We start from the raw sequence: 13866 nt of genomic DNA, 5'->3' as shown, positions 1-13866 counted from the left end.
GCATGAAGGCGAATCATCTTCTCGGGGCGCTCGCCGCGCTATTCTTTGCGGCCGCGCCGGCGCGCGCGGAATGGTCGTCCTGCCTCGCCGGGCTTCGCGGCGCGGCTGCCAGCGCCGGCGTCAGTCAGCAGACCATCGCCTCGGCGACGAATGGGCTCGCCCCCAACGACGCCGTCAGCTTCATGGACAAGCAGCCCGAGTTCACGACGCCGGTCTGGGACTATGTCGCCGGGCTCGTCGACGAGGAGCGCGTCGAGGAAGGGCGCGCGATGCTGCGCCAGCATGCGCGCCCGCTGCACGCCGCGGAAAGCCGCTATGGCGTCGACGCGCCGACCATCGTTGCGGTGTGGGGAGTCGAGTCCGACTTCGGCAAGAGCTTCGGCAAGCGTCCCGTGATCCAGAGCCTCGCGACGCTCGCCTGCGAGGCGCCGCGCCGCAATGACTATTGGCGCAAGGAATTCATCGCCGCGCTCAAAATCCTCGACCACGGCGATATCGCGCCGGAGGAGTTCTACGGCTCCTGGGCGGGCGCCTTCGGCCACACGCAATTCATGCCGTCGACCTTTCTTGGCATGGCGGTGGATCTCGACGGCGACGGCAGGCGCAATATCGCCAGCTCGGCGGCCGACTCGCTCGGCTCGACGGCGAATTATCTGCACAAGAGCGGCTGGCGTTCCGGCATGCCCTGGGGCTTCGAGGTGCGTCTGCCGGAAGGCTATTCCGGACCTTCCGGACGCAAGGGCCGCCAGTCGATGGGCTTCTGGCAGTCGCGCGGCGTGACGCGGCTCGACGGCTCCGGATTGGGCGAAGGGTCAGCGGCGCTGCTGCTGCCGGCCGGGCGCAACGGACCGGCGTTTCTCGTCACCAAGAATTTCGATGCGGTCTACGCCTATAATGCGGCCGAATCCTACGCGCTGGCGATCTGCGTTCTTTCCGACATGCTGCGCGGCCGGCCGGGCATCCAGACGCCATGGCCGACAGACGATCCAGGATTGTCGCGCGCCGAGCGCCGCGAACTGCAGGCGCTGCTGACCCGCAACGGATACGACGTCGGCGATTCCGATGGCGTGATCGGCACGAAAACCAAAGAGGCGATCGCCGACTTTCAGGCGCGCGCCGGCCTGCAGCGCAATGGCCGCGCTAGCCTAAAGGTTCTCAACGCCCTGCGCCGACGGTAGCCAGGGCGGCTTTTCCACTTTGAAATCCGGCTCGGCTTCCGATTCGCCGACCACCTTGAGATCGTCGGCGATCCAGGCCTTCGCCAGCTCCCAGACGACGGCAAGCACCACCGGTCCGGCGCACAGGACGATCGCGCCGGCGGCCGCCGGCGGCAATGATGCAGTTTGACTTCATGGGTTTGAGCTTTGCCGGCTCTTCGGCGCGGGCGGCTGGCCGAAAAGGTGGGATATTTGTCCTTGCGACGACATGAATGGCGCTGGAAGATCGCGGCATGGAAAAGCATTGCGCTGAAATTCCTTGCAGGCAGACCGTCCATTTCCGTCGGGTCGGGTTTTTGGTCTACCCGGACTGCCAGAGCCTTGACCTCACCGGACCGTTCGAAACGTTCCATTGGGCCGACCTCATGTTGAGCGTGCTCAGAAGGCCGCCAACCTACCGATCTCTTGTGATCGCGAAGGCCGTGGGGCCAATCCGCACGATGTCCGGATTAGAGATCGTCGCCTCGCACAGCTACGAAGAGATGGTCGAGAGACTGGACACTCTTGTAGTGGTGGGCGGGACTGGTTGTGAAGCTGCCGCCAATGAATCCGCGATGGTTGATTGGGTGCGGTCGATCGCGCCAAGAACACGGCGAATCGTTTCGATTTGCACCGGCGCCTTCGTTCTCGCGGCGGCGGGCCTCCTAGATCGAAGACGCGCGACGACGCACTGGACGTATGCCGATCATCTCGCGAAGGCGTATCCGTCGATCGAAGTTGATGCGAGCCGTATTTTTATCCGCGATGGGAATGTCTACACATCAGGAGGAATTACAGCCGGTATCGACCTTGCCCTAACTCTGGTGGAGGAGGATCTGGGTAGGGAATTGATGCTCGGCGTAGCGCGCGCGCTGCTCGTGTTTCCGAGGCGACCGGGCGGGCAATCCCAGTTCAGGGGCCATACGAGCATCGTCGAGAAGCCTTTGCGAGCGGACGTCAGCGAACTTCAGACATGGATGTTGGCTCATCCAGAGGCTGATCTGAGCGTCCCCGCGCTGGCTGATCGAATGGCGATGAGCGAGCGAAGTTTCTCGCGCCTGTTCCGGAACGAGACCGGACAGACGCCGGCCGAATTCGCCGAACGCGCGCGCGCGGACGCGGCGCGCGCCAAGCTTGAGCACATGAATTCATCGATCGAGACGATTGCAACGGAATGCGGTTTTGGAAACGCCGAACGCATGCGACGCACTTTTCAACGTCTTTTCGACGCTAGTCCAGCCGATTATCGAGCGCGCTTCCGATCGACGCTAGACGCCTGATTCAGCGGTTCGCGCTGAATCGACGCAAACAGCTTCTTTCAACCTGAACCAACCAGAACATGGGACGGACCCGTGCGCATACTTTTTTTGACCTCTGCTCATAACAGCCTCAGCCAAAGGCTCTTGGTTGAACTGACCGATCGCGGTCATGACATTCGGGTCAGGGTCGTTGCGAACAGCGAGGACATGATCGAAGCCGCCGCCCATGAAGCGCCGGATCTGATTGTCGCGCCTATGTTGAAGATCGCGATTCCGACTGAGGTTTACGCCCGCACAAGATGTCTGATTGTGCATCCGGGCGTCAAAGGCGATCGAGGACCGTCGTCGCTCGATTGGGCCATTACTAACCACGAGAGGGCATGGGGCGTCACCATCCTGGAGGCCGCCGAGGATTTCGACGCGGGGCCCATTTGGGCTTCTCCGGAATTCGCTCTCGATTCAGATCCGTCGAGCAAGAGCAGTCTCTATCGCGGCCCAGTCACTGAAGCTGCTCTCCGCGGCGTGCTTGAAGCGATCGCGCGGATCGAGACGGGCGAAGTTCAGTCCGGAGGCTGGCGGCCGGAGCCTTTCTCCGAGGCCATGTCCTACGCACGAGGACGCCTTCGCCCGCCGATGAAGCAGGTGGACCGCTCTATTGATTGGGAAAAGGACTCGGCGGCGTCCATTATCAGGAAAGTGCGCGCCGCAGACAGCGCGCCGGGCGTCCTGAGCACGTTGCTCGGCGTCGACTGCTTCCTTTATGGCGCCCATGAAGAGGATCGCTTCAAAGGCTCCCCTGGTCATATCCTCGCGCGGCGCGATGGCGCGATCTGCATCGGCGTCGTCGATGGCGCTGTTTGGATTTCCCATCTTAAGGCCAAGAGCGATCAGGCGCACACGGATATTTGCCGCCTGGCTCAGATGGGCGTTGGCTGCGACCGATGCGCGGAAGAGTTCTGCGTCGCCTCCGGAATCAAGTTGCCTGCAACTCAGGTGTTGGGTCCGCTCCTTCGCGATGCACCCGAAAAGCCGCTGCCTATCGATGCGCCGGACGATCATCGGACTTTCAGGGAAATCGTCTATCGCGAAGACGACAAAGTCGGCTATCTCTCGTTTGACTTCTACAATGGCGCGATGAGCACGGCGCAATGCAAGCGTTTGCGCGACGCCTTCCTTTACGCCCGCTCGCGCCCCACCAGAGTCATCGTGCTGCTCGGCGGACGCGATTTCTGGTCGAACGGCATCCATTTGAACGTGATCGAAGCGAGCGCTAACCCCGCTGACGAGTCATGGCGAAACATAAACGCCATGGACGATCTGGTGCATGAAGTCATTAACACCATGTCGCAATTTGTGATCGCGGGAATGCGTGGCAACGCCGGCGCCGGCGGAGCGATTCTTGCTTTGGCGGCGGATCAGATTTTTGCTCGCCCCAACGTTGTTCTTAACCCTCACTACCGCAGCATGGGTGAACTCTTCGGTTCCGAATACTGGACATATTTGCTTCCAAAGCGCGTGGGACAGGCGAAAGCGCTCGAACTCACCCAATCCTGCCAGCCGCTCGGCGCAAAAACCGCGCGAGAGATCGGCTTTCTCGACGATGTCTTTGGAGAAGATGTCGAGACGTTTGAAAATGAACTAAGGTTGCGCGCGATGGAACTGGCGCATGGCCCCCAATATCGGTCGAGCATTCTACAAAAACTCGAGCGCCGAATAGACGCCGAACTCACCAAGCCTCTGGCAAATTATCGCGCCGAAGAGCTCGATCGGATGCGGGTAAATTTCTTTGGACCAGATCGCGCTTACCATGAGGCCCGTCGACGCTTTGTCTTCAAAGGCAACCCGCCGACGCGCCTTGCCGCCGAACCGGCTTCGCTCATTCGCCGCAGCCATACGTCGAAGATCTCTCGCGAACCCCAAGTGGCGGCAAGGGAGGGCGCACATCAAGCGAGCGCCCGCCATCCGTTCGAACTCCAGTCCGCTCGACCATTGGAGGAAGATCGCAGTTCGCTGAACATGGCCCAAGCATGGGTGAACCTGTTGCAGGTCACGATCCGACGCCTGTTCGCAACGGCGCCATGATGGCTCCATGAATATCTCGCGGTTTTGGGCGTCGAGCGGCGTAGGTCTTCGGCGTCCGCGTGCGCCATTCGACCCCTGATCGCCACCCGCAAGCTCGCGCGCCGGCCTGCAGCGCAACGGCCGCGCCAGCCTAAAGGTTCTTAACGCCCTGCGCGGACGGTAGCCCGGGCGGCTTTTCCACTTTGAAATCCGGCTCGGCTTCCGATTCGTTGACCACCTTCAGGTCGTCGGCGATCCAGGCTTTCGCCAGCTCCCAGACGACGGCAAGCACCACCGGTCCTGCGAACAGGCCGGCGATTCCATGCGCCAGAACGCCGCCGATCACGCCGACGAAAATCACCGGGATCGGCGTCGACAGCCCATGTGCGAAGATGAAGGGCTTCAGCACATTGTCCATGTAGTTGACGCTGAGCATGCAGACCGTCAGCGCCAGGGCGGGACCCGGCGTGAGGGTCGTCCAGGCCCAGAAAATGACGGGCGCCACGACGAGCAGCGGTCCGATCTGGATGATGCCGAGCACCAGAATGGCGATCGTCAGCAGGCTCGCGCCGGGCACGTCGGCGAGATACATGCCGATTCCGCCGATCGCCGCCTGCATCAGCGAGAGGCCCATGACGCCGCGGGAAACGGCGTTGATCGTGGCGCCGGCGAGATCGACGAATTTCTCGCCGCTCGACGGATCGATGCGCCGCGACAGCGCGCGGGTCCCCGCGAGCAATTGCGGCGCGGCGGCGAGAATGAAGCCCATAAGCAGGACGGAGACCAGGAATTTGAGCGTGCCCGCGCCCGCGCTCTTCGCCATGTCGAGCAAAAATTCACCGGCGGGCTTCAACTGCGGAAGCACCTGCGTGAACGCGCTGCGCAGATTGGTCGAGGCTAAGAGCCAGAAGGAATAGAGCTGCTCGCCGATGAACGGCCAATCCTTGATCGACGCCGGCGGCGGCGGAATCGCGATGTCGCCATTGTCGAACCCGGCCACCACCGCCTTGATGGGATCGATCGCGCCGACCGCCATCCATGTGACCGGTCCGATGATCAGCACGAGACCGGCGATCGTCATCAATACTGCGGCTGTTATCGGCCGACCGCCCAACAATTCGGCCACCACCCGGTAAATCGGATAGAGCGCCACGGCGAGCACGACGCTCCAGAGAATGATCGCCGCGAACGGCAGGATGATGATGAAGGTCCAGTAGATCAACGCGCCGATCGCGAACAGGCGGATCGCTAATTCAATGACCAGCGTGTTGAAGCGGCGGTCGGAGCCGTTAAGGCCGTTTGGCAGATCGATCACTGGCGCGCTCTTGTCATTCGGCGACTTTTGCATCGCAATAGAATGAAGACATGGCGGGCGTCTGACCAGCGAATTCGTTTCGCGTCAACGGGGCGGTTCGGCGGGCCGCCTCCCGCCAAACGCCAGCCGGAGCCGCCCTGCGCCTTCACCCGCGCCTAATAGTCGCCGCTGCCGACCAGCGGATGGATGCCGCCGAGTCCCTTGGACTCAGAGCTCTGCCGACTGCGTTTGCCGCTTTTGGTCCCCGGGTCCGACTTTGACGCCGAAACCGATTTCGCGTTGCTCTTTGACGAGGCGGCGGATGCGGCCGGCGCAGCGACCGCGCAGATGAGAATGACAGCGATCAAGTAACGCATACGGTTAATCCCCAAGCTGGAAGGTCCGTAGACCGCGCAACAATGCTTACATAATTCGCCCCGGTTATGAAGCGAGACCGGCGCCGCCTGGCCGGCACGCTTCGACAAGCTTTGCGCATTCTGCGATACACTGCCCCCTCCACTGTGAATGATTCGAGCCGCATGACCATCCGCCTGCACCAGGGCGATCTCCCCGAGGGGATCGGCGCTGGCCCCATTGTCGCGATCGACACCGAAACTCTGGGCCTTAATCCCTATCGCGACCGGCTGTGCCTGGCCCAGCTTTCTTTCGGCGATGGGAACGCCGAGCTTGTTCAGTTCGCGCGCGGTCAGACGCGCGCGCCCAATCTCGAGCGCCTGCTGGCCGATCCGGCGGTTCTAAAGCTCTTCCACTTCGCCAGGTTTGACATCGGCGTCCTGGCCAAGACCTTCGGCTTCGTTCCGGCGCCAGTCTATTGCACCAAAATCGCCTCAAAGCTCGCCCGCACCTATACGGACCGGCACGGCCTCAAGGATCTCGTGCGCGAGATTTTGGGCGTCGAGATATCGAAGCAGCAGCAGTCGTCCGACTGGGGCGCGCCCATTCTTTCCGACGCGCAGCAGGCCTATGCGGCCTCGGACGTTCTCTATCTGCATCAGCTCAAGGACAGGCTTGACGCGATGCTGGCCCGCGAGGGACGGGCCGAATTGGCCCAGGCCTGTTTCGATTTTCTGCCCGCCCGCGCCCGGCTCGACCTCGCCGGCTGGCCCGACACGGATATTTTCGCCCACGAATAAGACTTTGGCTTCGCCTCGAATTCGCCACCTGCATGCCGCACGATTTCAGCATGACTGACGTTTTCCCGGCGCCCAGCGCCCGCGATCGCCTCGGCGCGCTTGTCTTGCCGCGCCAGAACGCCTTTCCGGAGGCGCTGCGCCATACCTCGCGGGTTACGCGGCTTCGGCGCTGGTTCCTTTGGGGGGCTGGCGGCGTCGTCGGAATCGTCGGCCTCGGCCTGCTGATCAGCTCGCTGCGCTTTCTGCCGGCCGACCTGAGCCTGGCGCGGGTCGCGCTGAAGGGCTCCCGCATCGTCATCGAAAGCCCCAAACTCGTCGGCTATCGCAAGGACGGGCGCCCCTATGAGGTGCGCGCCGTCGTCGGCGTTCAGGATCTTGCAAAGCCGGACGTCTTCGAGCTCGATCAACTCGAAGTTCGGGTCGAAAACACCAAGGACAATTCCATCGTCATGTCGGCGGAAAAGGGAGTCTACAACAGGAAGGCCGATCGCGCCGACATGACCGGCGGCGTCAATATCCGAGACGACAAGAATTTCGATATGCGGCTCGAGTCGGCGGTGATGGATTTGAAGGCCAGCACGATGACGTCCGACAAGCCCGTGCTCTTGAAGATCGATGGCGGCGAGGTCACGGCGCAGTCGGTCGAATTTTCTCAAAAAGAGCGGCGCGCGAGTTTCGCGGGCGGCGTCCATTCGGTGCTATACGGTGAGGGCGAGGCGCCTTCGCAAACTTCCGGCGCCGCGACCAAGGACTAAATGCGCCGCCGCACCCTCGTTCTTCTCCTTGCTGCGCTCGTCGCCGCGACGCCGGCAAGCGCCGCGGGCCGCTCGGGCGGCATCCTGCCGGGCGCCTCAGCCAAGGATCCGCTCAATATCGACGCCGGCAAGCTCGATTATTTCGAGAAGGAGCAGAAGCTCATCTATTCCGGCAGCGTGATCGTCACGCAAGGGCCGTCGACATTGAAGGCCGCGCGCCTCATCATTTTTTTGGAAGGAAAGGGCAGCGGCCAGCCCGCGGAGACGACCAATGATCGGGTCAAACACATCGACGTCGAAGGGCCGGTGACGCTCGTTTCGAAAGACCAGATCGGCACTGGCGATCGCGGCAGCTACGACAAATCCGAAAACAAGGTCTATCTCATCGGCAACGTCACGCTCACCCAGGGCGAGAACATCGTGAAGGGCGACCGGCTCGTCTATGACGTCGCGACGGGCATGGCGACCGTTCAGGGCGGCGCGGCGCAAGGCGGCCGCGTGCGCAGCACCTTCATGCCCAAGAACCAATAAGCTTCGTAAGTTACTGAGAGGCTGAGGTCAGAAGCTCGTCGAGCATGTGCTTGCGCTTGGCTTCATAGTAATAGCCGCCGGCGTAGAGCCTGATCGCCCGCGCTTCATTGCCGCCGCTGACCTTGTAGGCATTGGCGAGATGAGGCACCGCGAAGGCCAGATTGGTGTCGGCGTCGAGGAGACCGCTCGCCGGGCCGTCGTAGCCCATGTGTCGGGCCGTGTCGTGACGGATTTGCATCAGCCCCCAATAGGGTCCGTGCCGGGCGTTGGGATTGTAATTGCTCTCGCGGCGGATCGAGCGGTGAATGAGCGATTCCGGAATGTCGTAGATGCGGGCGTAATGGGCGATCCGGGCGTGGAGCGCGTCCTGGCCGGCGAGCGCCTTGGGCGGGGCGGCCTCGTCATAGGCGGCGGGGGCCGAAGCGACGGGAGATTCCTGCGGCGCGCAGCCCGCGAGCGACAGAGCGCCGAAAGCGGCAAGGGTGGCGGCCCGGCGGAGTAAGCGCATCCCAAATTCCCCTCGTTGACCGCCCACGGCCCAGCCGGGAAATGCGCCATGCCCAGATGGCGAAATCGTGGCGGCTATGCTTGCCGGCGTTGATTTCTGGGGGAGGTCAACTAGCTGCCTGCCTATCCCTTGGCGCGAGGCGGCGATGGCACAGAAACAGTCGAAGCGCCGCTCGTCGGCAAAAAGCTCAAAGACCGCAACCAACTACTGGTCGGGCGACGTCACGCGCCACAGCAACGCGCTCGACCTCGATGCGGGCGTCTTCACATGGGACGATCCTGCGAAGATCGCCCGCTCCCTGAAAAGGTCGGCGGGGGCGAGCGACCGGCGCAAAGCGGACCCGTTTCGTTCCGCCATGTCCATGCTGACTTTCTACATCAACAGAGCTGGCAAGGATCTGTCCGAGGAGCGCCGGAAGGTGCTCGGGCAGGCGAAAGACGAACTGCGGAAAGCGTTCGGGCGGACGCCAAATTGAGCGACGAGATTGACGCCAGAACTTGACCGCCAAACAGCGCGCGGCTTTACGGCGGGCCGGAGATAGAATTATTTCAGCTTCTCACCGCGTGAACTTCTTATACTTCAGACGGTGCGGAATAACGCTGTCGACTCCAAGGCGCCGCTTCTTGTCCTCTTCGTAATCGGCGAAATTGCCCTCGAACCATTCGACGTGGCTGTCGCCCTCATAGGCGAGAATATGCGTCGCGATGCGGTCGAGGAAGAAGCGGTCATGCGAAATGATGACCGCGCAGCCGGCGAAATCGACCAGAGCATCTTCGAGCGCGCGCAGCGTATCGACGTCGAGGTCGTTGGTCGGCTCATCGAGCAGCAGCACATTGGCGCCGCTTTTCAGCATTTTGGCGAGATGCACGCGGTTGCGTTCGCCGCCTGAGAGCTGGCCGACCTTCTTTTGCTGATCGGCGCCCTTGAAGTTGAAGGCCGAGCAATAGGCGCGGCTGTTGATCTCGCGTTTGCCGAGATAGATCACCTCATTGCCGTCCGAGATTTCCTCCCAGACGGTCTTGTTGGCGTGCAGCGCGTCGCGCGATTGGTCGACATAGCCGAGCTGCACGCTGTCGCCGATCTCGATCGTCCCGTTGTCGGGCTTCTCTTGTCCGGTGATCATGCGAAACAGCGTCGTCTTGCCGGCGCCGTTCGGCCCGATCACCCCGACGATGCCGCCGGGCGGCAATTTGAAGGAGAGGTCGTCGATCAAGAGCGTGTCGCCATAGCCTTTCGACAGATGGTTGAACTCGATGACATTGTCGCCGAGCCGTTCGGCCACCGGAATGACGATCTGCGCGGTCGTCGGCGCCTTGTCGTTCTGTTTGGCGACAAGCTCCTCGTAACGCTGGATACGCGCCTTGCTCTTCGCCTGCCGCGCCTTTGGCGACGCCGCGATCCACTCGCTTTCCGCTTCGAGCGCGCGCTGGCGCGCCTTGTCCTCGCTCGATTCCTGCGAGAGGCGCTTCTGCTTCTGCTTCAGCCAGCTGGTGTAATTGCCCTCATAGGGAATGCCGCGGCCGCGATCGAGCTCCAATATCCAGCCGGTGACATTGTCGAGAAAATAGCGGTCGTGGGTGACGATCAGGATGGCGCCGGGATATTGGCGCAGATGTCCTTCGAGCCAATTGACGGTTTCGGCGTCGAGATGATTGGTCGGTTCGTCGAGCAGCAGCAGTTCGGGCTGCTCCAGCAGCAGCTTGCAGAGCGCGACGCGACGCCGCTCGCCGCCGGAAAGCTTGGTCACGTCGGCGTCGTCGGGCGGGCAGCCGAGCGCGTCCATGGCCTGATCGACCTGGCTGTCCAGGTCCCACAGTCCCTTGGCCTCGATCTCGTCCTGGAGCTTCGTCATCTCGTCGGCGGTCTCGTCCGAATAATTCATGGCGAGATCGTTGTAGCGGTCGAGAATGGCCTTCTTGTCGGCGACGCCGAGCATGACGTTGCCGCGCACGTCGAGGGTCGGGTCGAGGTGCGGCTCCTGGGGCAGATAGCCGACGCGGGCGCCCTCGGCGACGAAGCCTTCGCCGGTATATTCCTTGTCGATGCCGGCCATGACGCGCAGCAGAGTCGACTTGCCGGCGCCATTGACGCCGAGCACGCCGATCTTGGCGTCGGGATAAAAGGAAAGATTGATATTCTCCAAGACCTTCTTGCCGCCCGGGTAGGTCTTGGTGAGGCCCTGCATGTGATAGATGAACTGGCGCGCCATATCGCCTCGCAATGGATGAGATTGGCGCTGTGTTTAGAGCATTTTCGCGCTTGGAGGGAAGCCGTCGGGTCGAGAGGACGAAAAAATCCCCCCGGCCGGCCGCCGGGGGGATTGATTCTACGGGCAGGCTGGGCGCTCAGCTGCGCATAAAGCTCAGAACCGTGGCGCTCAGGGTGCTGCCCGTCAGCACAAGCGTCGCGCCGAGCGCGAGCAGCGCGACGAGAATCAGGGTGAGATCGGCGGTATTGCCGGCGAGCGCCAGGATGCCGAGCACAATCGCGGCCAATCCGGCGAGCGCCTGAATGCCGGCGGAGCCCGACGCCATTTCGCTGGCGAGCATCTCCGCGCCAATGTGTTGCGACTGCGCGACGCTCGTCGGCTCCATTGCCATGGAGGCGCGGCGAAGCACATAGAGGCGCCATACTGCGTTGCTGCTCAGAAGCAGCGCGGTGCCAAAGGCGATCACGGCGACCGGCGTGAGGACTGGCGCGGCGATCCCCAGAAGCGACAGTACGCCGAGCACGATTCCGCCCGCGCCGACGAGAAAGACGAGCGCAAGGCTATTGCCGCCCATCTGCTCAGGGGTAGCAGTCCGAGCGCCGTCGGGAAATACGACTTGCGCATAGTCCGATAGCATCGCTCCGCCCTGGATCAAGAGCGCGACGCCGAAGACGATCGTCGCAATTGCGATCATCATTGCCGGCGAAATTCCGACTAAACCGCAAATCACAAGGACGATGGTGGCGACGCCCCCTATGGCGTCGATGAGGCCGCCATAAGCGACCGCGTTGTCATGGGATGCGATATCTCGGGTAATGGACATGTGGGACACTCCAGCCGCTCGCCCCCCGGTGCGCTAGCTAGCGGCGTTCATGCAGCGGGCAAGCCTAACATTTCCGGGTCAAATTGCCTTTTGACGCCGACGCGCTCTACAAGCGGAAACGAGGCAATCGGACGGGCGCAGCGCTATGAATGTTCTTCTGATCGGATCAGGCGGCCGGGAAAATGCGATTGCTCTCGCGCTGAAAAGAAGCCCGCTGCTGAAGCGGCTTTACATCGCGCCCGGCAATCCGGGAACGGCGCGGATTGGCGAAAACGTCGATCTCGACGTCGCCGACCACACCGCCGTCATCGACTTTTGTCGGGAGGCGGCAATTGCGCTCGTCGTCATGGGCCCCGAGCAGCCGCTGATCGGCGGTCTCGTCGATGCGCTGGAGAAGCATGGCGTGCTTGCTTTCGGCCCGACGCAGGCGGCGGCTCAGCTTGAAGGCTCCAAGGGGTTCACAAAGGATTTGTGTCGCGACAGCGGCATTCCGACCGCGCGCTACGCGCGTTTCGGCGCGCTCGAGCCGGCGCTGCAGTATCTGCGCGAGAATGGCGCGCCGATTGTCGTCAAGGCCGACGGACTCGCCGCCGGCAAGGGCGTCGTCGTCGCCCAGACGCTCGAGGAAGCGGAGCAGGCCGTGCAGGCGATGTTTGCCGGCGACTTTGGCCTGTCAGGCGCCGAAGTGGTCATCGAAGAATGTCTTGAGGGCGAAGAGGCGTCGTTCTTTGCAATCTGCGACGGCGTCCGCGCGCTGCCTTTCGCCACGGCGCAGGATCATAAGCGGGTCGGCGACGGCGATACAGGGCCCAATACCGGCGGCATGGGCGCCTATTCGCCGGCCACCGTCGTGACGCCCGCGATCGAGGCTCGGGTGATGTCCGAGATTATCGAACCGACCATGCGCGCGATGCGCGAAACGGGCGCGCCGTTCAAGGGCGTGCTCTACGCGGGACTGATGCTCACCAAGGAGGGGCCGAAGCTCATCGAATATAACTGCCGCTTCGGCGATCCCGAGGCGCAAGCCGTTCTGCCGCGCCTTGAAGGCGATCTTCTCGAGCTGATGCTTGCTTCGACGCGAGGCGCATTGCCGCAGGCGCGGCCGCGGTTCTCGCCGCTTGCGGCGCTGACAGTGGTGTTGGCGGCGCAAAACTATCCGGGAACGCCGATCACCGGTTCCGAAATCCGCAATCTGAAAAGCGCCGAAGCCGTCGAGGGCGTCACGATCACCCACGCCGGCACGCGCGAGGAAGGCGGCCGGCTCCTCGCCGCCGGCGGGCGTGTGCTCAATATCACCGCGCTTGGCGAAAGCGTCGCCGAGGCGCAGGCGCGCGCTTACGCTGCAGTCGATCTCATCGACTGGCCCGGCGGCTTTTGCCGACGTGACATCGGCTGGCGGGAAGTCGCGCGGGAGAGGAAGTCCCGCTAAACGCCGTCGGGTCTGTCGCGCGCCCAATCCGTGACTGGCTAGATCACATAGATCTTGTCCGGCAGTTCGTCGCCGTTCGCGCCCGGCGGGGCGTGCTGCGCCAAGAGGCGCGCGCATTCCTCGATCGCCGCGACAAAACCGTCCGCCACTCGCTCGTGCCGAATTTCTTCCAGCAGCAAATCCAGCGCGCCGCGCCATTCGTCATTGGCGATTTTTGCGGCGATCGCGTCGTCGGCGACGATGCGCGCATAGCGCTCGGCGCAGGAGACAAAGATTAGCACGCCGGTGCGTCCCTTGGTGGCGGCGACGCCGCGCGAGAAGAATTGCTCGATCGCCTCGCGCGCAGCGCGGGCGCGCTTGACCGCGCGCGGCGTCAGGAAAAAACGCACGGGTCCCCATGAGACGAACAGCGTCGCGACGACGAAGATCACGATCTGCGCTGAAAAAATTTCGCGAGTCGACAGATCGGTGAACAGGAGCATCGGCCAGGGCGACGCCAGCGCCGCGAAGGCGCCCCAGAGCGGCGGCACGTAGGCGTAATCGGACGAACGGCGCGCCAGCACGCAGACGATCTCGCCCGACGTTGTGTCTTCGGCGCTGCGGATGGTTTGCGCGATGCGCTCGACGTCTTGCGCGGACAGCTGCAT

At 62.9% G+C, this 13866-nt stretch carries 14 protein-coding genes; 8 read left to right on the top strand and 6 right to left on the bottom strand.

All coding sequences use genetic code 11. From position 1 onward, the window contains the following. Positions 1-2 precede the first annotated feature (2 nt). Positions 3-1178 carry a lytic murein transglycosylase gene (locus QZ964_RS10440; RefSeq protein ID WP_292531508.1) on the top strand — a complete coding sequence of 392 codons (1176 nt, stop codon included), beginning with the start codon at positions 3-5 and terminating at the stop codon, positions 1176-1178. Here QZ964_RS10440 and QZ964_RS10435 read toward each other — a convergent pair. Beyond that, positions 1146-1334 carry a hypothetical protein gene (locus QZ964_RS10435; RefSeq protein ID WP_292531482.1) on the bottom strand — a complete coding sequence of 63 codons (189 nt, stop codon included), beginning with the start codon at positions 1332-1334 and terminating at the stop codon, positions 1146-1148. The two genes, QZ964_RS10440 and QZ964_RS10435, sit on opposite strands and share 33 nt — an antisense overlap. Before the next feature lie 116 nt (positions 1335-1450). Here QZ964_RS10435 and QZ964_RS10430 point away from each other — a divergent pair, with 116 nt between their 5' ends. Both QZ964_RS10430 and QZ964_RS10425 read left to right on the top strand, forming a co-directional pair. Beyond that, entirely contained in the window at positions 1451-2476 is a 1026-nt protein-coding gene (locus QZ964_RS10430; RefSeq protein WP_292531480.1) for a GlxA family transcriptional regulator, read from the top strand. Positions 2477-2662: 186 nt separating this feature from the next. Next, complete coding sequence (locus QZ964_RS10425; RefSeq protein WP_292531479.1) at positions 2663-4537, top strand: enoyl-CoA hydratase-related protein; 1875 nt, start codon at positions 2663-2665, stop codon at positions 4535-4537. Positions 4538-4667: 130 nt separating this feature from the next. On the opposite strand, the gene QZ964_RS10420 is transcribed toward QZ964_RS10425, so the two are convergent. Beyond that, entirely contained in the window at positions 4668-5831 is a 1164-nt protein-coding gene (locus tag QZ964_RS10420) for an AI-2E family transporter (RefSeq protein WP_292531477.1), read from the bottom strand. Between the two features lie 518 nt (positions 5832-6349). Between QZ964_RS10420 and QZ964_RS10415 the strand changes: the two genes are divergently transcribed. The 3 genes from QZ964_RS10415 to lptA are packed head-to-tail and all read left to right on the top strand — an operon-like array spanning position 6350 to position 8250. Next, positions 6350-6964 carry a ribonuclease D gene (locus tag QZ964_RS10415; protein ID WP_292531476.1) on the top strand — a complete coding sequence of 205 codons (615 nt, stop codon included), beginning with the start codon at positions 6350-6352 and terminating at the stop codon, positions 6962-6964. Between the two features lie 50 nt (positions 6965-7014). Then, complete coding sequence (gene lptC / locus QZ964_RS10410) at positions 7015-7719, top strand: LPS export ABC transporter periplasmic protein LptC (RefSeq protein WP_292531475.1); 705 nt, start codon at positions 7015-7017, stop codon at positions 7717-7719. Beyond that, complete coding sequence (gene lptA, locus QZ964_RS10405) at positions 7720-8250, top strand: lipopolysaccharide transport periplasmic protein LptA (RefSeq protein ID WP_292531474.1); 531 nt, start codon at positions 7720-7722, stop codon at positions 8248-8250. Between the two features lie 10 nt (positions 8251-8260). Here lptA and QZ964_RS10400 read toward each other — a convergent pair whose 3' ends face one another. Continuing rightward, on the bottom strand, positions 8261-8758 hold the full coding sequence (locus QZ964_RS10400; RefSeq protein WP_292531473.1) for a lytic transglycosylase domain-containing protein: 498 nt from the start codon (positions 8756-8758) through the stop codon (positions 8261-8263). A 145-nt stretch (positions 8759-8903) separates the two neighbouring features. Here QZ964_RS10400 and QZ964_RS10395 point away from each other — a divergent pair, with 145 nt between their 5' ends. Then, entirely contained in the window at positions 8904-9233 is a 330-nt protein-coding gene (locus QZ964_RS10395) for a DUF3175 domain-containing protein (RefSeq protein ID WP_292531472.1), read from the top strand. Between the two features lie 81 nt (positions 9234-9314). Here QZ964_RS10395 and ettA read toward each other — a convergent pair whose 3' ends face one another. Continuing rightward, positions 9315-10967: an energy-dependent translational throttle protein EttA gene (gene ettA, locus QZ964_RS10390; RefSeq protein WP_292531470.1), complete on the bottom strand. Its 1653-nt coding sequence runs from the start codon at positions 10965-10967 to the stop codon at positions 9315-9317. A gap of 136 nt (positions 10968-11103) precedes the next feature. Further along, on the bottom strand, positions 11104-11790 hold the full coding sequence (locus QZ964_RS10385) for a hypothetical protein (RefSeq protein WP_292531469.1): 687 nt from the start codon (positions 11788-11790) through the stop codon (positions 11104-11106). Positions 11791-11935: 145 nt separating this feature from the next. Between QZ964_RS10385 and purD the strand changes: the two genes are divergently transcribed. Beyond that, a complete protein-coding gene (purD, locus tag QZ964_RS10380; RefSeq protein WP_292531467.1) occupies positions 11936-13219 on the top strand; it encodes a phosphoribosylamine--glycine ligase in 1284 nt (427 codons plus the stop codon). Between the two features lie 38 nt (positions 13220-13257). Here the strand turns inward: purD and QZ964_RS10375 are convergent. Further along, a partial coding sequence (locus QZ964_RS10375; protein WP_292531466.1) for a hypothetical protein occupies positions 13258-13866 on the bottom strand: 609 nt, incomplete at its 5' end.

Source organism: Methylocystis sp. (genome assembly GCF_021731785.1).
Taxonomy (GTDB): domain Bacteria; phylum Pseudomonadota; class Alphaproteobacteria; order Rhizobiales; family Beijerinckiaceae; genus Methylocystis.
Note: the sequence above shows the minus strand (reverse complement) of the source record. Positions and strands in the feature narration are given on the sequence as shown.

What these genes read in the sequence shown, in the direction of transcription:
- QZ964_RS10440 (WP_292531508.1), top strand. Translation starts at nt 3, where the DNA reads ATGAAGGCGAATCATCTTCTCGGGGCGCTCGCCGCGCTATTCTTTGCG.
- QZ964_RS10430 (WP_292531480.1), top strand. Translation starts at nt 1,451, where the DNA reads ATGGAAAAGCATTGCGCTGAAATTCCTTGCAGGCAGACCGTCCATTTC.
- QZ964_RS10425 (WP_292531479.1), top strand. Translation starts at nt 2,663, where the DNA reads ATGATCGAAGCCGCCGCCCATGAAGCGCCGGATCTGATTGTCGCGCCT.
- QZ964_RS10415 (WP_292531476.1), top strand. Translation starts at nt 6,350, where the DNA reads ATGACCATCCGCCTGCACCAGGGCGATCTCCCCGAGGGGATCGGCGCT.
- lptC (WP_292531475.1), top strand. Translation starts at nt 7,015, where the DNA reads ATGACTGACGTTTTCCCGGCGCCCAGCGCCCGCGATCGCCTCGGCGCG.
- lptA (WP_292531474.1), top strand. Translation starts at nt 7,720, where the DNA reads ATGCGCCGCCGCACCCTCGTTCTTCTCCTTGCTGCGCTCGTCGCCGCG.
- QZ964_RS10400 (WP_292531473.1), bottom strand. Translation starts at nt 8,758, where the DNA reads ATGCGCTTACTCCGCCGGGCCGCCACCCTTGCCGCTTTCGGCGCTCTG.
- QZ964_RS10395 (WP_292531472.1), top strand. Translation starts at nt 8,904, where the DNA reads ATGGCACAGAAACAGTCGAAGCGCCGCTCGTCGGCAAAAAGCTCAAAG.
- ettA (WP_292531470.1), bottom strand. Translation starts at nt 10,967, where the DNA reads ATGGCGCGCCAGTTCATCTATCACATGCAGGGCCTCACCAAGACCTAC.
- QZ964_RS10385 (WP_292531469.1), bottom strand. Translation starts at nt 11,790, where the DNA reads ATGTCCATTACCCGAGATATCGCATCCCATGACAACGCGGTCGCTTAT.
- purD (WP_292531467.1), top strand. Translation starts at nt 11,936, where the DNA reads ATGAATGTTCTTCTGATCGGATCAGGCGGCCGGGAAAATGCGATTGCT.